Origin of the sequence: Collinsella sp. An2 (assembly GCF_002160065.1) — a bacterium.
Classification (GTDB): domain Bacteria; phylum Actinomycetota; class Coriobacteriia; order Coriobacteriales; family Coriobacteriaceae; genus Limicola.
In genome coordinates this window covers 1-21,525 of record NZ_NFJW01000025.1, presented here as the reverse complement: position 1 = coordinate 21,525, position 21,525 = coordinate 1, and the positions used below count along the sequence as shown (strand labels likewise).

General features: G+C 58.5%; 17 protein-coding genes. 12 read left to right on the top strand and 5 right to left on the bottom strand.

The window, feature by feature from the left end; all coding sequences use genetic code 11:
- Window positions 1–1,459 precede the first annotated feature (1,459 nt).
- The 6 genes from B5F33_RS10935 to B5F33_RS10130 all read left to right on the top strand — a co-directional run bounded on the left by B5F33_RS10935 (window position 1,460) and on the right by B5F33_RS10130 (window position 10,347).
- Window positions 1,460–2,344, top strand: coding sequence for an S-layer homology domain-containing protein (locus tag B5F33_RS10935; protein ID WP_158095359.1), 885 nt, complete (start codon window positions 1,460–1,462; stop codon window positions 2,342–2,344).
- Window positions 2,345–2,679: 335 nt separating this feature from the next.
- Entirely contained in the window at window positions 2,680–3,774 is a 1,095-nt protein-coding gene (locus B5F33_RS10150) for an ATP-binding protein (RefSeq protein WP_087411701.1), read from the top strand.
- Between the two features lie 175 nt (window positions 3,775–3,949).
- Window positions 3,950–5,425 (top strand): ATP-binding protein, encoded by a 1,476-nt coding sequence (locus tag B5F33_RS10145; RefSeq protein WP_087411700.1) that lies wholly within the window; start codon window positions 3,950–3,952, stop codon window positions 5,423–5,425.
- Window positions 5,426–5,955: 530 nt separating this feature from the next.
- Window positions 5,956–8,670 (top strand): valine--tRNA ligase, encoded by a 2,715-nt coding sequence (locus B5F33_RS10140; protein WP_087411699.1) that lies wholly within the window; start codon window positions 5,956–5,958, stop codon window positions 8,668–8,670.
- Window positions 8,671–8,945: 275 nt separating this feature from the next.
- On the top strand, window positions 8,946–9,443 hold the full coding sequence (locus tag B5F33_RS10135) for a sigma factor-like helix-turn-helix DNA-binding protein (protein WP_087411698.1): 498 nt from the start codon (window positions 8,946–8,948) through the stop codon (window positions 9,441–9,443).
- Window positions 9,436–10,347, top strand: a complete 912-nt coding sequence (locus B5F33_RS10130) for a hypothetical protein (RefSeq protein WP_087411697.1) — start codon at window positions 9,436–9,438, stop codon at window positions 10,345–10,347. The genes B5F33_RS10135 and B5F33_RS10130 overlap by 8 nt, the downstream gene beginning before the upstream one ends.
- 754 nt (window positions 10,348–11,101) lie before the next feature.
- On the opposite strand, the gene B5F33_RS10850 is transcribed toward B5F33_RS10130, so the two are convergent.
- Genes B5F33_RS10850 through B5F33_RS10105 form a run of 5 tightly spaced genes read right to left on the bottom strand, consistent with a single transcriptional unit; the run spans window position 11,102 to window position 14,784 of the window.
- Window positions 11,102–11,908, bottom strand: coding sequence for a hypothetical protein (locus B5F33_RS10850; protein ID WP_158095358.1), 807 nt, complete (start codon window positions 11,906–11,908; stop codon window positions 11,102–11,104).
- On the bottom strand, window positions 11,905–12,732 hold the full coding sequence (locus tag B5F33_RS10120) for a hypothetical protein (RefSeq protein ID WP_087411695.1): 828 nt from the start codon (window positions 12,730–12,732) through the stop codon (window positions 11,905–11,907). The genes B5F33_RS10850 and B5F33_RS10120 overlap by 4 nt, the downstream gene beginning before the upstream one ends.
- 16 nt (window positions 12,733–12,748) lie before the next feature.
- Window positions 12,749–13,369, bottom strand: a complete 621-nt coding sequence (locus tag B5F33_RS10115; protein WP_087411694.1) for a hypothetical protein — start codon at window positions 13,367–13,369, stop codon at window positions 12,749–12,751.
- Window positions 13,366–14,040 carry an ATP-binding cassette domain-containing protein gene (locus tag B5F33_RS10110; protein WP_087411693.1) on the bottom strand — a complete coding sequence of 225 codons (675 nt, stop codon included), beginning with the start codon at window positions 14,038–14,040 and terminating at the stop codon, window positions 13,366–13,368. The genes B5F33_RS10115 and B5F33_RS10110 overlap by 4 nt, the downstream gene beginning before the upstream one ends.
- Window positions 14,041–14,043: 3 nt before the next feature.
- Window positions 14,044–14,784 (bottom strand): hypothetical protein, encoded by a 741-nt coding sequence (locus tag B5F33_RS10105; RefSeq protein WP_143757979.1) that lies wholly within the window; start codon window positions 14,782–14,784, stop codon window positions 14,044–14,046.
- Between the two features lie 249 nt (window positions 14,785–15,033).
- On the opposite strand from B5F33_RS10105, the gene B5F33_RS10100 reads away from it, so the two are divergent.
- From B5F33_RS10100 to B5F33_RS10075, 6 genes are all read left to right on the top strand, one after another.
- Window positions 15,034–16,287: a hypothetical protein gene (locus B5F33_RS10100; RefSeq protein WP_143757978.1), complete on the top strand. Its 1,254-nt coding sequence runs from the start codon at window positions 15,034–15,036 to the stop codon at window positions 16,285–16,287.
- Window positions 16,288–16,512: 225 nt separating this feature from the next.
- The gene (locus B5F33_RS10095; RefSeq protein WP_087411690.1) at window positions 16,513–18,186 is read left to right on the top strand and encodes a formate--tetrahydrofolate ligase; all 1,674 of its coding nucleotides are present in this window, start codon (window positions 16,513–16,515) and stop codon (window positions 18,184–18,186) included.
- A gap of 131 nt (window positions 18,187–18,317) precedes the next feature.
- Window positions 18,318–18,950 carry a cyclodeaminase/cyclohydrolase family protein gene (locus tag B5F33_RS10090; RefSeq protein ID WP_087411689.1) on the top strand — a complete coding sequence of 211 codons (633 nt, stop codon included), beginning with the start codon at window positions 18,318–18,320 and terminating at the stop codon, window positions 18,948–18,950.
- A 2-nt stretch (window positions 18,951–18,952) separates the two neighbouring features.
- A complete protein-coding gene (locus tag B5F33_RS10085) occupies window positions 18,953–19,807 on the top strand; it encodes a tetrahydrofolate dehydrogenase/cyclohydrolase catalytic domain-containing protein (RefSeq protein ID WP_087411688.1) in 855 nt (284 codons plus the stop codon).
- 65 nt (window positions 19,808–19,872) lie between these two features.
- Window positions 19,873–20,439, top strand: a complete 567-nt coding sequence (gene folE / locus B5F33_RS10080; protein ID WP_087411687.1) for a GTP cyclohydrolase I FolE — start codon at window positions 19,873–19,875, stop codon at window positions 20,437–20,439.
- A gap of 83 nt (window positions 20,440–20,522) precedes the next feature.
- The gene (locus tag B5F33_RS10075; RefSeq protein WP_143757977.1) at window positions 20,523–21,239 is read left to right on the top strand and encodes a 5-formyltetrahydrofolate cyclo-ligase; all 717 of its coding nucleotides are present in this window, start codon (window positions 20,523–20,525) and stop codon (window positions 21,237–21,239) included.
- The last annotated feature ends 286 nt before the right edge of the window (window positions 21,240–21,525 follow it).

The window sequence follows — 21,525 nt, the reverse complement described above, 5'->3', positions numbered from 1 at the left end:
GAGTCAAGGGGCCATCGGGCCTGAACGCCAGTTCAGGCCAGGGACTTGAGTCCCTGGCCTGGGGCCATAGGGTTATACCCTAAGAGCAAACCACCCGCTGTGCGGGTGGTTCTGATTTGCAGAGGATAGTTATACCGTTCAGAACTATGTTGCCAAGATTGATGACGCGACGTATGACTCGGTACAAGCAGCTGTTAATGCTGCCGAAAATGGCGACACAATTCTGATTGGTGATAACGCGTATCGCGTGGAGAATGTTGTCGTTTCGAATAAGAGTAACCTGCATTTCAAGCTTTCCGGCATCTATGGTGGTATCGAGACTATTTCGATAGAGCACTCTGATGGAATAGATATCTCGGGATTAGATTTTTCATACAACGGGCAGTCAGCTAACACTCCTGATGATTGGGTGGATACCAGTAGCGCCAATGTGACACAACCTTACATTGTGATTAAGGATTCCTCGAATGTAACAGTCTCCTATTGCGGGTTTGATCTTTGTGAGTCTGTGTTTATGGACGGCATCACGGGCAAGGACGAAAGCGATAAGTCGGCAGTTCTTGTTGAGGGCAACTCTAGCAATATAACGTTTAATCTGTGCACTTTTATCATTACACCGATGAACGACGCCACTGGTGTCCAGCATTGGTGGACTGGAATTACCGTTGACGGAACGTCTGCTTACATAAGCAATTTGACACTCGATACATGCACGCTTGATTACGAAAGCCCTGAATGGACTTTTGAGGACGAGCATGTTTCTGATGATGGCACTGCAACTAAATCAGCTCTGACTGGAGCACGTCTCCTCAATGTGCAGGGTAACCATTCTGATGGCTACGGGGTTAACGGCTTAACAGTTAAGCTCGCGAGCGTTAGTAACTTCTCGGGAATTCCTGATCGTGTCTGCAACGTTTATGGTCTATGCATTTCGAATGCTGACAACGTTTCTATTCAAGGAAACGGTCCGGATTATTTGGGAATAACAGGTGCAAATGGCTTCCTTGGTGGATACGTTGGTATCCAGTGCGGATCAGAAGATTCTAGCCAAGGACCTAATGGAACCATAACTATTGATAACGTAGCGTTTGATTCTTATATTGGCGTGAAATATTTGCAGGGTAATGGCGGCACGCTTTTGTTTGGCAACAAGGTTCCTGCATTTACTAAGCATGTTGTTACTCCGTTTGACGGAATAGCTGCTACCGCCATTGCCAGCAATGGCACTGCTTATAACACTCTTGCTAGTGCAGTAAATGCAGTTCGGAGTAATGGGGAAGTCTCTCTGCTTGCCAACTCTGCAGAGAACGTTGTAGTGTCTCGCGAAGTTACATTCACTCTTGATGTCAGAAACGGCGTTTCGTTTGCTGGGTCAATTATTGCTGGAGAGGGATATACTCTGGCGAAAAATGGCAACACCTATACAGTGACACAAACGGCAACGCCGGTGCCCCCGGTCGTGGAGCCGGACAATCCGTCAGTGACGCCTCCTGTCGAGGAGCCCGACGAGCCTTCGGTCACGCCTCCCGAGGAGGTCAAGGTGCCCGAGGCCGCTGGCGGCAAGGTCGCCGTCTCGAGCTCCAGCGCCGCGGCGGGCGACGTGGTCACGGTCACCGCGACGCCCGAGGCGGGCAGGCTCGCGTGGTCGGTGGCCGTCACCGACGCGGATGGCAAGGCCGTCCCGACCACGCCCGGGGATAAGTCCGGCACCTGGACGTTCACGATGCCGGACAGCGCAGTCACCGTCGAGGTCCGCTTCGTGTGCGACGGCGGGGACGCCTGCGCCGCCCACTCCCTCGCGGACGTCGAGGTCGGGGCCTGGTACCACGACGCGGTCGACTGGGCCGTCGAGAACGGCGTGATGACCGGCTACGATGACGGCTCGCACAGGTTCGGCCCCGACGACACGCTCACGCGCGCCCAGCTCGCCTCCGTCCTCTACAAGCAGGCGGGCTGCCCCGAGGTCGACGGCTCGAAGGTCTCGGGCTACACCGACTGCGACGCGTCCGCCTGGTATGCCAAGGCGGTCACCTGGGCGACCGAGCAAGGCCTCATGACCGGCTACGACGACGGCTCCGGCCGCTTCGACCCCGACGCCGAGCTCACCCGCGAGCAGCTCGCGGTCGTGTTCTGGCGCAACGCGGGCTCGACGTCGGAGGGCGCGGACCTGGGCAAGTTTCCCGACGGCTCCGAGACGAGCTCTTGGGCTGAGGACGCCGTCGAGTGGGCCGTCTCCACGGGCCTGCTCAAGGGCTACGACAACACCGGCGAGCTCGGCCCCTCGGGCGACCTCACCCGCGCCCAGATGGCGACGGTGATGTACCGCCGGGCCAGCGAGGAGTAGCGCTCATGGCTGCTGACATGTCATGACAGGCAAGTAGGATTCCGGGCCGTCCGCAAGCGCGCGGACGGCCCGGCTGCCATTGAAAGCGACCGATTACCGCCAACTTTTCCCGCCAATTTGGCGGCAAAAAATGGCGGTAATCGCTATTGATGCGCCGGACATCGAAATTCTCCTAGCGGCCCCGGAAGAACGCGCTCCCCAGAAGTTTTTCTGCCGTCCCGCACGGGGCCCGTCGCTCCGATTCCAAAAGAGCAAAAGAAAAAAAGAAGAGCAAAAGAAAAAAACGGATGGATGACGGGGTATCCTGTCGGTAAGCGTGCGAAAGGAGCATCCGATTGACAGCGCCCAATCCCTTTACACCCACATTCGGTAAGGTTCCGGCAGTGCTTGCGGGGCGAGACTTGCTGCTTCAAGAGGTTGAGACCGCGCTCCGCAATGGTGGAGGAGATCCGAATCTGTGCAGCCTGTTCTCTGGACCACGCGGAGTGGGGAAGACTGTATTGCTAGCTTATCTTGCTGCAAGATCAAGTGAATTCGGTTGGGTTGCTGCAAATGTCACCGCGCGACCCGGCATGCTCGAGGACATCATAGAGCGTGCGACCGATGCAGCTGACGAGTTGGTTTCATCCCGTGTGGGCGCTCGACTTACATCCCTTTCGATTCCGGCGTTGTTTGGCGCGTCGTGGGAATATCGAGACCCCGAGAAGGGAAATTGGCGTACAAGAATGACGCGACTGCTCGGCACTCTCGAGAACCATGGCTTGGGCTTACTGATTACTATTGACGAAGTCGATCCATCCTTGGAGGAGCTGATTGATTTTGCTGCAACCTATCAGCACTTCGTCCGTGAGAATCGAAAAGTGGCGCTGTTCATGGCTGGCTTGCCGGCAAATGTTTCGACGCTGCTTTCAGATAAATCCGCTTCGTTTTTGCGTCGGGCGGCCCAACATCAGCTTGGAAGAATCGATGATTACGACGTTCGTATAGCCTTCAGAGAGACCGTTGAAGATGCGGGCAAAACGATTGAGGACGCGGCGCTTGATAGGGCGGTCGCCGCGACGGATGGTTTTGCTTACATGATGCAGCTCGTCGGTTTTAGAACGTGGGCGGCTTCGGGAGAGCGTGCATGCATCGTGGATGAAGACGCATCACAGGGCGCCGCTCGTGCTCGGGAAGATTTTATCTCCGGTGTTGTGCGTAAGACGTGCCAGGATCTTTCAGAGGGTGACTTGGCGTTTCTGGAGGCGATGCTGCCGGATGTGGATGAGCCGAGCAGTATGACGGACATCGCTCAGCGCATGGGCAAGACTACAAACTACGCGCGTGTGTATCGCAGCCGGCTCGTCGAGCAAGGGCTCATCACGCCTGCCGGACGCGGCTATGTTCGCTTCGACATGCCTCTTATCTGCGATTATCTGCTCGAGGATTAGGGCAGCTAAAGAGGTCAAAGCCCCTTTTGGGCGCCTTGGTTGGCTTCGTCCCCCGCAGACGCCCGTTTGAGGAATGTGGCCTCACCACGAGTCTTGCTATCCGATTGTCACTGACAATAAGCTCATCGTCACGTACAATTGTCAGTGACAGAGTGTCACTGACAAGGTGTGGGAGATGGGTGTAATGGCGTTAGCGCAGATTATCGAAAGACTCCGCTCCCAGGGAACGGATGATGCCACCTACGAAGCCAAGAGCTGCACCGTTGGACTCTCAAAGGATGTGTGGGAGACGGTTAGCGCCTTTGCAAACACGCGCGGAGGCACGTTGCTCTTGGGCGTCAATGAGGCTGACGGTTTCACCCCGGTTCCAGATTTTCCCATCGACCGGGTCTGCGACCAATTTGTGTCGGGAATAGGGGATGGCGGCTCGCGAAGCGTTCTTGAGAACCCGCCTGAATATCAAATCGAACGCGAGATTCTCGATGGTCGCCCTGTACTTGTGATTTATGTCGATGAGCTGCCTGCTGCGCAAAAGCCCTGCTTTATCAGGGCACGCGGTATTCAAGGCGGAGGCTACAAGCGCGTTGACGATAAAGATATTCGGCTTTCGCCCAACGAGCTCTATGCCATTCAATCGGTAACAGCCGTAGATGCGTCCGATCGTGCTCCTGTTGATGGGGCATCGGTCGACGATCTTGATGAAGCGGTTTGCGAGGTGCTCTTCTCCCGCGCTCTCATGCTCTCGCCCCGGTCGATGCGCGGTGCCGATAGCATCGATGAGCGACTCAAGCGACTTAACCTTACGAATAGCCAAGGAGACGTCGTCCGTGCGGGACTCTTGGTTGCCGGGAAGTATCCACAGCAGTTTTTCCCGAAGCTCGCGGTCGACATTGCTGCTCATATTGGCACGTCGAAAGGGGGTTCAGGGTCGCTGCGTTTTAGGGATCGCGTCGTGTGTGAGGGTACCATCGGCGAGATGATCGAGGACGCCGTCCATGCCGTTGCAAAGAACCTGAAGCGTCGATCCACGGTGTCGTCTCTTGGACGTTCTGACGAGCTTGAAATACCGGAACTCGTTCTCAGAGAGGCTGTCACGAACGCTCTCGTGCATCGTAGCTACAACCCTCGGTTCGATGGTGAGGCGGTGTCTGTCGATATATTCGACGATCGCGTCGAGCTCACGAATCCTGGTGGTCTTTGGGGAAAGTCATGGGGAGATCTTGCTGACGGACGGTCGTGCTGTCGTAACGCTACACTCATGAAGCTATTGTCACTGGTCCCTTTGCCCAGCGGTGCGGGTGCGCCGGCAGAAGGCAACGGAACGGGCATCTTGCTCATGATGGCAGAGATGGAAAAGCGTGGATTGCGGCCGCCCGAGTTTTATCCGGCAATCGACCATTTCAAGGTAATCCTCTGGCGACCGAGCGAGAGGGCAAGCGCTGGTTCTCGAGTTGATTTCGCGTCGGATGTATCCGGCATAGAGCAGTCCCTTGGTGAGCACAGCGAGCTGTCCATCAACGAGCTTGCGAAGCAGAACGGGCTTTCGCTGAGTCAGGCTCGACGCCGTGTGCGCGAGCTCATCGCTCAGGGACGCATAGAGGCGACGGCTGCGCCAACGAGCAGAAACCGGAAGTATCGGCTCTGTCGTTAACATGTCCCAAAAGGCACCTTGCCCCTCCCGCACGGCTAGAAACGCCTCCCATTCGGGACGGATCGCTCCCATGGCCTCGTTAGACACCTGCGGCACCTCGCCGGTGCGGGCGATGTGTTCCCAAACGGTCTTGATGACATCGCCGACCGTCGTTCCCGCAGCTTTGATATAGCCGTCAGCCCGTTCTTTCGTGCGCACGTCTACGCGTCCCGAGACATTCGTTTCGGAAAAGGGCGTCCCTTTTCGGAATCGCCGAGTAGGCCGTTAAGCCCCGGGCCATCTACCAGGGGCTTTGTCCGTCGGGTATCCTGGTCTACTCGGCCGATCGCGTTTCGGACGCCCTTTTCCGAAGTGAATGTGCACGAAGGGGCGCAAGGAGGCAGTAATCAGCGTTTTCCTAAATGTGCCCATCCCCTTGTAGGACTTGTTTCGAGGCGCTTGCGCTATGCCATGAACCTGCATTCGTGGTAACCTCGAAGACTGAAAAATCGCTTGCAACCTCGACAACCGATTCCCGAGAGGAAGCTTCCATGGAAGAGATGCCCAAGACCTACGATCCGGCCGACAACGAGCCGAAGATCCTGCAAAAGTGGCTCGACGGCGACTATTACAAGCGCCGTCCCGGCAAAGGCGACTGCACCGTCGTTATTCCGCCGCCCAACGTGACGGGCAAGCTGCACATGGGCCACGCGCTCGACGACTCCATTCAGGATGCCATCGTCCGCGAGGCGCGCATGCGCGGCCGCTCCACGCAGTGGATTCTGGGCACCGACCACGCGGGCATCGCCACGCAGACCAAGGTCGACAAGAAGCTGAAGAGCGAGGGCAAGAACCGCCTCGAGATGGGCCGTGAGGCCTTTATCGATGCCTGCTGGGACTGGACCCACGAGTATGGTGGAACCATCAAAGAGCAGATCAAGCGCATGGGCTGCTCGGTCGACTTCGAGAACGAGCGCTTCACCATGGATGACGACTACGCCGAGGCCGTCCGCAAGGTCTTCTGCGACTGGTACCACGACGGGCTCATCTACCGCGGCAAGCGCATCGTCAACTGGTGCCCCAGCTGCACCACGGCCATCTCGGACGACGAGGCCGAGTACAAGGAGGAGAAGGGTCATCTCTGGCACCTTCGTTACCCGCTGACCGAGCCCGTGAACGGCCAGGACTACATCGTTGTCGCCACCACGCGTCCCGAGACCATGCTCGGCGACACGGGCGTGGCCGTCTCGCCGAAGGACCCCGAGAAGGCTGCCTTCGTGGGCAAGACCGTCATGCTGCCCATCGTGAACCGCGAGATCCCCATCTTCGAGGATTGGCACGTGGACGCGGGCTTCGGCTCGGGCTTCGTGAAGGTCACGCCGGCGCACGATCCCAACGACTACGCCATGGGCCAGGCGCACAACCTGCCGCAGATCAACATCTTCGACGAGCACGCGGTCGTCGTGGACGGCTACGGCGAGTTCTCGGGCATGACGCGTGACGAGTGCCGTGAGGCCGTCGTTGCGTGGTTCGAGGAGCATGGTCTGCTCGACCACATCGAGGAGCACGACCACTCCGTCATGCATTGCTATCGCTGCGACACCACGCTCGAGCCCTGGCTCTCGGAGCAGTGGTTCGTGGCCGTCGACAAGCTCAAGGGCCCTGCGATCGAGGCCGTGGAGTCCGGCCGCGTGCGTTTCAACGCCGACCGTTGGAAGCAGAGTTACCTCACCTGGATGGAAAACCTCAAGGACTGGTGCATCTCGCGCCAGCTCTGGTGGGGTCATCGCATCCCCGTGTTCTACTGCGAGGACTGCGGCTGGGAAGACGCCCTCATGGAGGACACCGACGTGTGTCCCAAGTGCGGCAGCCACCATGTGCATCAGGACGAGAACGTGCTCGATACCTGGTTCTCCAGCCAGCTGTGGACCTTTGCCACGCAGGGTTGGCCGCAGAAGCCCGAGCTGCTTGAGGGGCATCATCCTACGACGGCGCTCGTGACTGCGCGTGACATCATCGCGCTGTGGGTCGCCCGTATGATCATGAGCTCTGAGTACTTCCTGGACGAGGAGCCGTTCCACGACGTCGTCATCTACCCGACGATTCTTGCCAAGGACGGCAGCCGCATGTCCAAGTCGAAGGGCAACGGCGTGGACCCCATGGACCTCATGGACAAATACGGCGCCGACGCCATGCGCTTCAATCTGCTGTCCCTGTTCACGAACAACCAGGATGTGAAGTTTGACGCGGACATCGATAAGAAGACGCATGAGTTCAAGGGCAGCCCGCGCACCGAGCAAGCCAAGGCATTTGTGACTAAGATTTGGAACGCGAGCCGCTTCCTGCTTATGAACATGGAGGGCTACACCCCCGGTGCCCCCGTTGCCGAGACCGCGGCCGATGCCTGGATGTTCAGCCGTCTGGCCAAGATGGTCGCGTCGATGACCGCAGGCATCGAGGGCTATACCTTCGGTGATGTCGCCCGCAGTGTCCAGGCGTTCTTCTGGAACGAGGTCTGCGACTGGTACGTCGAGGTCACCAAGACGAGGCTCAAGGACGAGGCGGGCCGCCTGCAGGCGCAGCGCAACCTCATCTTCGTGCTCGATACGAGCTTGCGCCTCATGCATCCGCTCATGCCGTTTGTGACCGAGGCCATTTGGGATGCCATGCCTGCAAGCTGGCTCGACGTGGAAGCCGCAACTGGCGAGACGCATCGCGCCGAGGCTCTGATGATTGCCGCCTGGCCCGAGCCTGCAGACTACGAGCAGTGGATCAACGAGCCGGCCGAGCGTGCCTTCGAGCTCACGCGCGCCGTCGTGACCGACGTTCGCTCCACACGCGCTCGTTATCGCATCAGCCCCAAGGAGGCACTGCACGTCGATATCCAGGCGCACACCGCAGAGGCCGAGAAGGCCATCTCGGGCATGATGCCGTTCATTCTTGAGTTCGCGAACGTGAGCGACCTGGGCCTTGGCAATCCGTCTCAGCCGGTGGAGAAGGCCGAGGGTTCCATCACCCTGGCCGGTCCCGACTTTGATGCCTACGTGGTCGTGGGCGATCTGGTGGACTTCGCTGCCGAGAAGGCGCGCATCGAGAAGACCATCGCCAAGGACCAAAAGGAGCTTGCTGGCGCCGAAAAGACTCTGGCCAACGAGGGCTTCGTTGCTAAGGCGGCCCCCGAGGTCGTTGCCAAGAAGCGCGAGCGCGCCGAGGAGCTTCGCGCCGAGATCGAGGCTTTGACTGCCCAGCTCGCCGACTTCGCATAGGGCAGGCGTCCGGCTGAGACGCTCGGCTTCAGCACGTGCCGCGTCGAGCTGGCTATAACCTCATCGCCGTTTGGTTGGGCGGCCGTTCCGGATAGATGCCGGGGCGGCCGCCCGTCTTCTTGAACCCGGGTCTCATTGTCCTAATTCGTTGGTTCTTCGGACTATCTGCGAAAAAAAGATTCTTGCAACGATTTCGTTCCCCACTTATGGCTAGCTGTGTCTTGATAGTCTGGTTATGAGTGGGCTGCGTTAGCGAAGGGTCGTGAGGTGATGGGATGTCCTGTCGTTCTGCTGATGATCTTGAGCGAGCGATGCAGGACCATGGAGACGCGGTTTTCCGGTTTGCTCTGATTGCCGTTCATTCAACAGAAGATGCTGAAGACGTGTTTCAAAACACGTTTCTTCGATGGTTTGCCTTGGGGCATATCGACCCAGCTGCGTTCCGCGACTTGCGTAAGGAATTGCTGCGTATTGCTGCGGTGTGTTGTGAAGACATTGCCCGTAGCAACGCGCGGCATGCGACCGTCCCTCTCGAGTTTGCTCGTGACATCGCAAGTCCTGAGTCAATTGATGGCGATGATTTGCTGGTGTTTGCCGCAATAAACAAGCTACCCAAAGCAATGCGCATCGCCGTTCATCTTGCATATGTCGAACGATATTCGCCTACTGAGATAGCGCACATCACGCGTGAAAAGCCCGTAACGGTACGTTCTCGACTGTTGCGCGCTCGGCGTCTGCTGAAACGTCTAATCGAGGAGGAGCGTCGTGGATAGCAGGGAGATCAGGGCACGGTATGTAAACATCGTCGGCTCTATCCATGTGCCAGGCGAAGCGGTGAACAGGGTACGCGATGCGGTTGCCCGGCATGAGAGCGGCGCAACAGAACCGCTTGTTCCGCAGAGCCGTCTTTCGAGGATGCTGGAACGAACATCTCCTCGTCATAACGTTGGCGGCTTTTCAAGATGGGCGGCTGCTGCCGTCATCGCGGTGTGCGCTGCAGGTCTCTTGGTGTTTGCTCAGATGTTGCCCTGGCTATCGGGTTACTCGTTCGATGTGGCGGTGTATGCGCAGGGGGTTTCAATAACGAATGAAGAGGGAAGTCTTGTTCGGCTAAACCAGTTCTATCCCATTCAATCAAGTGCGGGCTATGTGTATGATGCCGAAACTGACGTGACGGATTTTACTCACGTTTCAGTGTCTCGAACCTATCACATTGATTTATCTGTGCAGGGTCTTGGCGTTCGCTCCGTTACGTACCGTTCAAGCAATCCCAGTGTCCTGCTTTGTCCAGAAGACCTTGATCCCCAAGATGCCCAAGCTTCGACAGAATTAACGACTAGTGGTAATGCTGCTCCACAAGCCATCCAGTTGAGTTATGTATTGTCTGGTGACGTGCTGGATAAGTATCGGTCGGCGCTGGGCGACGTGGAAGAGGGGAATGGGTCTGGCAGCATGGAAGTGTTGCTCGCTCAAACAGATGCAAAGACGCTGGAAGGGACTTCAATCGAGGTTTCCGTTGAATTTGCCGACGGATCAACGCGCACACGCAGCTACCGATTCGAGCTGATCGATTCCTACGAGCAGATAATTCAAGATGCCGTAGCGCAGCATGCTTTTGGGCAAAGCGGGCAGAGCGGCATGACTCACACAGGCTATTTCCGCCTGGTCGAGGAATAATCGATTCGTGTATACGCTGCAAAACCGATCGCAATTGTTAGCATGCAAAAGAAAAGTTGAAGCCAGAGTCCGTGGTTGGAAGACAGTTGCCAGCTGTTGTAATCGACTGAGGTAGAACGCATGATGCTGGGCAGAATGCCTCGGATGTTGGGTATGCCGACAAGTATGGTCCCCACAAGCAGGGGCATAGGGTGTGACATCAATGAGATGGCTAGAGATGCAACGAGAGCATAGGTGATTGAGACTGCTATGCACACGGTTAAGGTGACACCCAGGATGTACGAGGGTTCGGGACTCTGGGCCATAGGCGCACCGGTGAATAATGCATAAAGGCTTGTCGGACTTGAGACGTTGGAGAATTCGATTTCGCTTACAAGACTAATCGACCAGGTTTGGAGCCACATGGAGCACCCAAAGAGAGCGCCGATAATTGTTGCTGCTCCGAGAAGCCCGGCGCACTGTGCCTTTCTAGACGCTAGGCCAACGATGAGCGGTGCTCCAAAAGGTTGCTTCGATAGTGAGATGAGGCAGACTATTTCGAGAGCGGGGGTAACGAACCACAGCAGCGAGAGACCCCATCTATCCTGCAGAAGCCATATTGCATGGTCGAAGCTGGTAAGGGCGAAATCATGCAGGGTGTTGGATATCATAACGTTAAGGGCTGTTGCACATATTGCCTGGGCAACGATAAGCGGCAGGAAGGTTTTCCGGGATTCCGCCAATAGAATCCGCGTATAGCGCATCGTTCTCCAGATCATCTGCATTCTCCCAATGGGCCGGGTATAACGTCTCGCTTGCTTGCTAGAACGCAGACAAGCGTTGAAATCACCAGGAGAGCGAGGGCCGCGGATGTCTCAATACATGCGATTGGCATCTCGCCTATATATGCTCTATACCTGCACAGCATGGTTAATGATCCGATAAACAGTGGATTGTCGCTAGGAAGATAGGCGCACACGCCGAGATAGATTGTATAGGCGAGCAGTGTAGGGATGGCTCCAAGCTGCCAGGATCCCTGTGTGACGAGTATGGAGAGGGAAGTGGAAAGTATGGCTGCAGAGGCATAGGCAGGTAGCCGCGTGGGCTCGAAGAGTATTTCTGCGATTGAGGGTTGAGATAATAGTGGAATCAACGCTGCCATCAGTGCGAGCATGATCGCAAGTATTGTCCAGAGCAACTTTGCTAAATACCAGGAGGTTTTCCGTGATGTTCGAGTAAGAATCTGAATGCCGGATCGACGGTAATCTGTTGTTACATACGAAATGGGAAGCGCGACAAACAGTAGGTGCATGCCAATCCAGCTGGTAGGCATGCTAAACGGCAGGTCTGGCTGATTGCTTGCAGGGTTACAGCCAAACAACCATAGATTGCTCCACGCGTCGTGATTCACATGTGACGTAAAACCCGATGGCATGAGCTGCAGCGCAAGATTGGTTGCATAGAGGTATGACAACACGCCGAATACCGATAGGATGCAGGTTGCGCAGGCCAGTGCAATCATATGGTATTTGCCAACTTGAAGGTCGCGAATAAAGAGCTTGAGTGTGGTTGGTGTGCTCATTGCTGTAGCCATTCAATATGTTTGGTAATGATGCATGTAATAACAAGGCACAGGATAAGAATGCTTCCATAGGCCATCAGGGCAACAATGACGTTTGCCGCACCCGTTGGGGAAGGATTGAGAAGCTCGGCTGGGGTGTAAGAGCTGGCGTTAAATGGGGTGAGCGCAACCGAAAGAATCATGCAGATCATAAACGGTGCAACGGTGGTCATGAGGGCGTTGGGAAGCACGAGTCCCAACAGCGTTCCCGCCCAGGCAATTGCGCATATGGTACATATTTCGATGAGGAAGTATGACATGAGATACATCCATGTGTGTGCGTAAAACAGATCGCCGAGCATGGCTGTAGGAGAAACAAAGAACGTTCCCGCTGTTGCCTCTGGGGGCAGTGCGGGCAATACGGTTGCCGTGAGCAAGAGGCTGAGGAGCAAGGGTATTTCGACAGCCACGATTGCGCCCACAACTGAGGAAACGATTTTAGACCGGAGGTATGTCCGAGCGTCGCTTCTTACAAGCAGCTGGATGGCAAATCCACCTGCGCAATCGGTGTGTAGAGAGCTTGCGTAAGGGATACAGGCCAGTAGGGGTGCAACAAAGAAATACACAAGGGAGGGGAGTGAAAAGGGGGTACCACCAAGCCATGAATTGAAGAGCGACGGAGGATATGCGCCGTCCGCTCCGCTTCTCATGAATGCCCATTCAGGGCCATATGCGTAAGGGATGGCAACAACGATTAATTCCCAAATGGCAATGGAACAGCCGACAAGCAGGCTGATTCGAAATGAACGACTTTTCAGCATGCGGTAGATTTCTGTTCTCAGCATGGTGGGGCCTCCCGTATCATTTGGATGCGTTGATGAGCTTCGTTTCAAACACGATGCTGCAACGGTTAGGCAACAGCGAAAGCAGAAGTTCGTAATTCTTTTTCGCCATGTTTTGAAAATCGGTGTAAGAAGGGCATGTTATGTCGTAAACAATGAACGGCATCGTAACGTGCAAGGTGCTGTGGGCTGCGAGCTGGCTGACCATGCTGACGTTGGGGTTTATCGCCTCGAATAGGTTTGGATCGGTGCCGTTGGTCCATGCTCCGGACTGAAGATTAAAGTCCATGAGCGGGAGAGAGATTGCGCGCGCCGTTTCATTTGAAATGGTGAGAGGGATAAGGATTGCCCAAGCAGCATGCGCATTCCCGGAGGAAAGCAGCGGGTCGGTGTATTCTACATTGACGTCGGGGAGGCGATTAACGTCGATGATTGTCGGTTGATCAGCCAGTATGGTAATGTCGCCGTTATGGACGGTTTCACCTGTCGAGAGCGTTCGTTCCAATGCAACGGTCTCGCCAATTTCAAAGTATTTCGCCTTACGTGAAGCCCATGGTGCATTGACGGAAATAATGCGGGTGACAATAAAGCCTGCGACACAGACAGCGATGATTATCCTCAGGACAAACTTGACTTTCATAGGCCATCACCATTTTCGACACCCTTGCGGACGTCATCGATAACGCTCACCAGCCGACCTTGTTCAATGACGAGTATTTCATCTGCTAGATTTGCGAGCTCTTGCGCGTCGTGGCAGGCAAGAATCACCAGTGCCCCGCGTTCTTTTTCCTCGCGGATGATGGTCCTGGTTAACGAGATGCCAGATGCATCGAGCGCATTGAACGGCTCATCAAGCATGACGACATCCGGAGACTCCATAATGGCGCAGGCAATTCCCAGACGTTGCTTCATGCCGAGTGAATACTTTCGATATGGTCGCTTGTCCAAGGGGTCAAGGCCTACCCGGCGGAGTGTGTCTTCAAGCTGTTTTCGGTGTGCGACTTGGCGAATCGAAGCAATGGTTTCGAGGTTTCGTAGGCCCGTATAGCTGTCGAGAAATGTTGGCGATTCCAGCAGAACACCAACGCTGGGAAGCATGTCGAAGTCTTTTCCCAGCGGCACGCCATCAACCTCGACAGTTCCGGATGTTGGTCTAATGAGTCCGGACAAGGCGCGCATCAGCATGGTTTTGCCTGAGCCATTTTTCCCTTGCAGTCCATAGATGGTGCCGGATTCGAATGATGCTGTGATGTCGTCAAGAACAGTATTATGTCGAAACTGCTTTGTATATGAACGTATGACAAGGCGCATAGGTTACTCCCATAGATCATGAGCCCAATAACCATTGAGACCATTGAGCCCTTGGGTTCCTCCCTGACCGCGGGTGACGCAGTATGCAAGCTTTTCGTTGTGAGCTGTATCCGTGGGCAATACGCAGATAATGGTTTCCGTTATCGATGAATGAGGGGGTACCTCAATCAGCCAATATGCGTTGCTGCTGCTATCGCCGTGGGGATTGCAAGTTACGGGGTCGATGCCTCCAACGGGCTGATGTACGGTTCCGTCCGAGACGATATAAAACTTGGACTGACTAACGTCATACGTTGCGGAAACGGAATTGTTGTTGGTGATGGTTTCAGAAACGACCGCATAAAGATATCCGCCTGTAAGCATGCCCTGCTCATCGATGTGTGCGATATCGTCATTTCCCTCTTCGGTAATGACCGGAATGTCTTTTGCTGTCGGAAGTCCCATGCTCTTTGTAAGGCGGGCAATATTGTTGTCGTTTTGTCCGTCGACGTCCGAGATGGTTACATCCGATATGTCTACCGTGATATTCTCGGCGTTTGAAGATAGCGCTTTTGCAGATACGGGTTCATTTGATGCATGAAGCGCGATGCTGGGTGTTGCCGCGTTGGACGTAGGCGTACATCCTGCAAGCACCATGAAGATAACTGCTGCAAGCACGCAAGGTAACAGTACGCTGGTAATACGGATACGCCTCACAACGCCCTCCAAAGCTCGAAAGCCTATGTTTGATGCATCTTCAAGCACTACGGTACGTCCATATGCCGGCTATGAAATGAATCGAAACGTCGTTGCAAGCGTAGTTGCGTTGCATGATGTAGAGAATTCGTTGTGGAGGGGTGACGTCGCACTGTGTCTTGCCCTCGCAGGTTCGTATTTGGGCGTCTCACCGTTTGCCATGAAGACCGTACGGCGCGGGGCGTTTCGCGGTAGTATGGAGAGGCGGCCGAAAACCCAAACCGAAACCGAGAGGCCGACCAATCGATGGGGGATGCCATGGCAAACCTGGAGGAGATGCGAGAGTTCCAGAAGCACTGGGCGGCCTATCGCGCAGGCGAGCGAGAGCTTTCTCTGTTAAAGACGCGCCTGCCGGTCAACGTGGCGGCGCTCACCGACGAAGACCTCCATCTTCCCATGCTCGCCGATATCGAGGCCATGCCGCGCTCCGCATCGTTTGATGTCGACGCCCTTGCCGGGGCCCTGGGTCCAGCCGTCGCTCAAGCTGCGGAGGCGCAGGCGGACGATCATGCGTGGGGCTGGTGGCTTCAGGAGAACGATTGGCTTGCCGTGGCAGGGCTTGGCGCGCTGCTGCGCGAACGCGCCTCGTGGCAAGCGCGTCTGGCCGATCTTGACACGCAGGCGCAGGCGGCCATCGATGCCGATGAGTCCTACGCAAAGGCTGTCTCCACCATGTCGTCGTACGCGTCTGCAAACGCTGACGACCGCGCGACCATCCAAGAGCTCGAGGCCCGCCGGGCAGATCCCGAGCAGATCTATCGCGAGGCGGCCGAGCACGACGGCAAGGTGCCGACGAAAAGCGGGCACCGCGTCGTCTACATCGCAGTCGCCATCGTGGGCGCTGTGGCGCTTGCGTTCGTGCCGGTGGCGGTTGAGCTGCGCGTGCTGTTCGTGATCATCTGGCTTCTGCTTGTTGGCATTGCCTATGTGCGCCCCTGGACACGTCCGAAAGGCTGGCTGTTCAAGGCGCGGCGCCTTAAGGACGAGCTTGAGCTTATCGATGGCAAGATTTCTGACGCAAAAAGCCGCGTGGAGCTGCGCGAGCGTGAGACCAAGCGTCTCGACGAGGAGTCATCTGCCCGTCGGACCGAGCTGCTGGCGCCGTTCGAGGCTCCGCGCAACGAGGCCCGCGAGGCGATTCGTCATGCCGAGGAGTCGGTGTTGGACCTGTTGCGACAGGATATCGCGTCGCGTGACGATACCTTTGAGGAGGATGCCTTCGACGGCCTGGGGTTCGATGAGGCCTTCGCTGCGGCCAATGCGCGCGAGTGGGGGCTTTTGCAGACGTGGATGAAGGCCTATGTCGAGGCTTTGCCCGAAATGGTCAAGCGTGCAGAAGACGTGCAGGCAAGCGAGCTGGTATGGCTTGAGGGGCACGCGCCGTTTGGCAAGCGCTATTGGCCTTACACGGACACCATCGTGCATCTGATGGAGACCATGCGCACGGATAAGTCCGAGGCAGCGCTCAAGCGGTTCTTGCGCGAGCAGGCCGAGCGCGAGCAGGACGCCTAGACCAGCCACCGCTCACCCCGATGATCCACCCTTTTCGGCAGGTCGTGCCATGCCCGCTCTAGCCAGGCTCTGTGGCTCGAGAGCCGGCCCGGCGCATCTGCCATTGTCGTCTTCGGTATTTTTGTACGCCGCTCTCGACGGAAACGCCCGGGAAGGCCATACTGGAATGACCGCGCCGCCGCGTTGGCGGCGTGCCCATTCACGGCAATTGAAAGGGGTTCGCGCATGGCAGACTACAAGACGGATATCGAGATCGCGCAAGAAGCGGAGATGCTCCCCATCTCGGAGGTGGCCGCAAAGGTCGGTCTCATCGAGGACCAGCTGGAGCATTACGGCAAGTATAAGGCCAAGGTCGATATCCACGCCTTGAAGGATGCCCCGCGCAAGGCCAAGCTCGTGCTGGTTACCGCCATCAACCCCACGCCGGCGGGCGAGGGCAAGACCACCACGTCGGTCGGTCTGGCAGACGCTCTGTCGCGTCTGGGCAAGAAGGCCGTGCTTGCGCTTCGCGAGCCGTCGCTGGGCCCGGTCTTTGGCATCAAAGGCGGCGCCGCAGGCGGTGGATATGCCCAGGTGGTGCCCATGGAGGACATCAACCTGCACTTCACCGGCGACTTCCATGCTATCGGTGCGGCCAACAACCTGCTTGCAGCCATGCTCGACAACCATATCCAGCAGGGCAATGCCCTTGGTATCGACCCCAAGCAGATCGTGTGGAAGCGCGCCGTGGACATGAATGATCGCCAGCTGCGCCACATCGTGGACGGCCTGGGCGGCCGCATGCAGGGCGTCCCGCGCGAGGACGGCTTCGACATCACCGTGGCCTCCGAGGTCATGGCCGCTTTCTGCCTGGCGTCCGACCTCATGGACCTCAAGGAACGCCTTGGCCGCATGGTGGTGGCCTACACCTACGACGGCAAGCCGGTGACCGCCTCTGACCTCAAGGCCCAGGGTGCCATGGCGGCGCTTCTTAAGGACGCCATCAAGCCCAACCTGGTGCAGACGCTCGAGCACACCCCGGCGTTCGTGCACGGCGGTCCCTTCGCCAACATCGCGCACGGCTGCAACTCCGTGCAGGCGACCGAGACGGCACTCAAGCTTGGCGAGTACGTGGTCACCGAGGCCGGCTTCGGTGCCGACCTGGGTGCCGAGAAGTTCCTGGACATCAAGTGCCGCATGGCCGGGCTCGATCCCGACGCCGTCGTGGTCGTCGCCACGGTGCGCGCCCTGAAGTACAACGGTGGCGTCCCCAAGGCGGAGCTCACCACCGAGAACCTCGAGGCGCTTGAGGCGGGGCTTCCCAACCTGCTGCGCCACGTCTCGAACATCCGCGACGTCTATGGCCTGCCCTGCGTGGTTGCCATCAACGCGTTCCCCACGGACACCCCGGCCGAGCTTGCGCTCGTGGAGAAGAAGTGCCACGAGCTGGGCGTGAACGTTGCGCTCTCCGAAGTCTGGGCGAAGGGCGGCGCCGGCGGCGAGGCGCTTGCTCAGGAGGTCATGCGCCTTTGCGAGGAGCCGCATGAGTTCCACTTCTCCTACGAGACGGGAACGGATATCGAAGAGGCCCTGAACGCCATCGCTACCAAGATCTATCACGCCGACGGCGTCGACTACACGCCCGGCGCGAAGAAGCAGCTGCGCCAGCTGCGCGAGAACGGCTTTGGAAACCTGCCCGTTTGTGTGGCAAAGACCCAGTACTCCTTCACCGACGACCAGCACAAGCTGGGCGCACCCGAGAACTTCCGCATCACGGTGCGCAACCTCAAGGTCTCTGCGGGTGCCGGGTTCGTGGTGGCACTTACGGGCGACATCATGACCATGCCCGGTCTGCCCAAGGTCCCCGCGGCCGAGAAGATTGACGTGCTGGAGGACGGCACCATCGTGGGGCTGTTCTAGGATTCGATGCTCGAGGGTCCGCCCTGGTATGGATCGGCCGGCATCCCTGGTTGCGATTAGCAACGGGGGTGCCTTCGTCGATGCGCCGGGGCGGACCTGTGTTGATAGATGCGAATGAATAGGGAACACGCATGTCCGATAACCTTACAACGTTGAGCTGCGCCGAGTTTGCCGACCGGTTGGCCGCCAAGGTGCCCGCGCCGGGTGGCGGCGGAGCGGCTGCGATGGCAGGCGCGCTCGCTGTGGCGCTGTGCTCCATGGCTGGCAACTTCACCGTGGGCAAGCCGCGCTATGCGGCCTTTGAAGACGACCTGCGTCGCCTGCTTGCCGCGGCGGACGAGCTGCGCGAACAGCTTTTGGACCTTGTTCAGGAGGACGCCCAGGCCTTCGAGCCCCTGGCCGCGGCCTACCGCATTCCCCGGGTAGACCCCACGCGGACCGAGCGCATCGAGGACGCTATGCGCGGGGCCTGCGATGTGCCCATTCGTATCATGCGCGCCTGCGCCCGCGCCATCGAGCTGCTTGAGGCGATGGGACAGCGGTCGAGCACGCTGATGAGGTCCGACGTGGGATGCGGCGCGGCGCTTGCCGCCGGCGCGTTGCGCGCGGCACACGTGACCGTGCTTGTGAACACCTCTGGCCTGCCCGAGGACCCTGTTGCCCGCGCGCTAGAAGCCGAGGCGGACGAGCTGCTGGTAACGCTTACGCCCAAGGCAGACGCGCTGGTCACCGCCATGGCGACGGCGATTCGAACGGGGGAGTGAGCATGGCGGAGCTCTTACGTGGTGCCCCGATCGCGGCCCAGATTACCGAGGAGCTGCAGGGCCGTGTGGAGCGGCTCGCAGCCCGTGGGGTGGCGCCCAAACTCGCCATCGTGCGCGTAGGGGAGCGCCCCGACGACCTGTCTTACGAGCGCGGCGCGTGCAAGCGAGCCGACAAGGTGGGCATCGCCGTCGAGAAATTTGTTCTGCCGGCAGACTGCGAGCAGGCCGATCTACTCGATGTCATCGAACACATCAACGCCGATCCCACCATCCACGGGTGCCTTGTGTTTCGGCCGCTGCCAAAACAGCTGGACGAGGATGCCGTCTGTGCGGCGCTCGACCCCGCCAAGGACGTTGACGGCATCACCCCGGGGTCGCTGTTCGGCGTGTTTGCCAACCGGCCCTGCGGCTTTGCGCCCTGCACCGCCGAGGCCGTCGTCGAGCTGCTTGAACGCTCGGGCGTGGCGCTCGAAGGCGCGCGCGTGACCGTGGTGGGCAGGTCGCTTGTGATTGGCCGTCCGGTGGCGCTCATGCTTCAGGCTCGGAATGCCACGGTGACCATGTGCCACACGCGTACGCGCGATCTTGCGGGCGCATGCCGCGCCGCCGAGGTGCTTGTGGTCGCTGCGGGCCACACCCGCACGGTGGGTGCGGATTGCGTTGCCCCCGGCCAGGTTGTTGTGGATGTGGGTATCAACTGGGACGAGGGCGCCGGCAAGCTGGTGGGCGACGTCTGCTTTGATGAGGCAGAGCCCGTGGTGGCCCGAATCACGCCGGTTCCCGGCGGCGTGGGGGCTGTGACGACGGCTGTGCTGGCGCAGCACGTGGTGACGGCCGCCGAGCGCGCCGTGTTGTAGGCAGCTCGGGCCCACGGAGTAAGCAAACGATGACGCGCCCGCACTCGGGCGAGTAGGGAGTAACGATGGCAGTCGACAACGCGCGTGCCCAGGCGGCGATTCGCGAGTTCTTGCTGGCGGTAGGCGAGGACCCCGACCGGCCGGGCCTTCTGGAGACGCCGGACCGCGTGGCGCGCGCCGCGCAGGAGGTGCTGGGGGGCTACGACGAGGATCCGGCGCATCATCTGCGCAAGCAGTTTCAGGAGAGCGACAACGAAGAGATGGTCATCGTGCGCGACATCCCCTTCTCGTCGCTGTGCGAGCACCACCTTCTGCCCTTTACCGGTCGTGCCCACGTGGCCTACATTCCGCACGAGGGCCGCATCACGGGCCTTTCGAAGATCGCCCGTTGTGTGAACGGCTATGCGCGCCGCCTTCAGCTTCAGGAGCGCCTGACCGCCCAGATCGCCGACGCCATGATGGCGGAGCTCGCGCCGCTCGGCGTTTTGGTGGTGCTTGAGGCCGAGCATATGTGCATGACCATGCGGGGCATTAAGAGCGCAGGCGCACTCACCATGACGTCGGCCGTGCGCGGCGTCTTCCGCTCCGATATCCGCACGCGCGAGGAGGCGCTTCGCCTGCTTGGCCTGTAGCGGGCCGGTGCCGCCCGTGTCGACCTGTGTGGCGGCATCGCGCGAACACCTGTAGAGAGATTGACCGGCCGGGAGGTGCGCATATGACTGAGGATGAGGGATGCGCATCCTCGATGGTGGACGCCAAGCGTGCGCTGCGCCGTCGCCTTCGGGCGGAGCGGTCGAATATGGATGCCGCGGAGCGCGCCCGTATCGATGAGGCCATCGCGCGGCGTGTAGAGGCCACGGAGGTCTATCGAGGCGCCACGGTGGTCTGCACCTACCTCTCGTTTGGGGCCGAGGTCGAGACGCGCGGGATCATCCGCGCGGCCTGGCGCGCTAACAAGGTTGTGGCGCTGCCGCGGGTCGTGGGTCCGGCCATGCTCAGGTGGTATTGCATCGACTCGTTTGACGGTCTTGAGAAGGGCGCGTTTGGCACGCAGGAGCCCGTTCCCGAGTCGGGTCGGGAGCTATGCCTGCCCACCGTCCCGGGCGACGCTGCCATACGAGTTGCTGAGACTGACGTACAGGACATTCAAGGCCGTCTTGCTGAACACCGGGTGAGCGACGCCGCGTGCAGGCTTCCGTCTGTATACGATGCGCGGTATGTTGCCATCGTCCCGGGCCTCGCCTTCGATCGCAGAGGCTATCGCCTCGGCTACGGCGGTGGATACTATGATGCCTTTCTACGATCGTTTCCCGGTGTCTCCGTCGGGCTATGTCGCTCTGCGGCGTTGTTTGAAGACCTTGGAGACCTTGGCGCGCTGGAGCCGCATGACGTGCCTGTCGATGTCGTGGTCACCGAGCAGGGTCAGCTATAGGCGGGTGCCCGCCGCTCCTTGTGCGCTTCGAGGGAGATGACGGTTTTCCCTCTGCAAGTGTCGGCAAATTGGTATTAATGTGCTGGTTTGCAAGCAAGTTTTACCCCCTTCAATCTGTCGTTGAAGAGCCCCTCGTTGTTCGAGCAACGGTGATGGCATTTATACAATAAGGCTGTGTTAACCCTCTATTTGTATCCTTGTCCGCTCGGCGCGCTACCCTTCCGCTGGAAGTCCGTTCCCGGGGAGAGGAGCTTGAGATGTCGGCGATGGGCTGGGAGAGCATGTT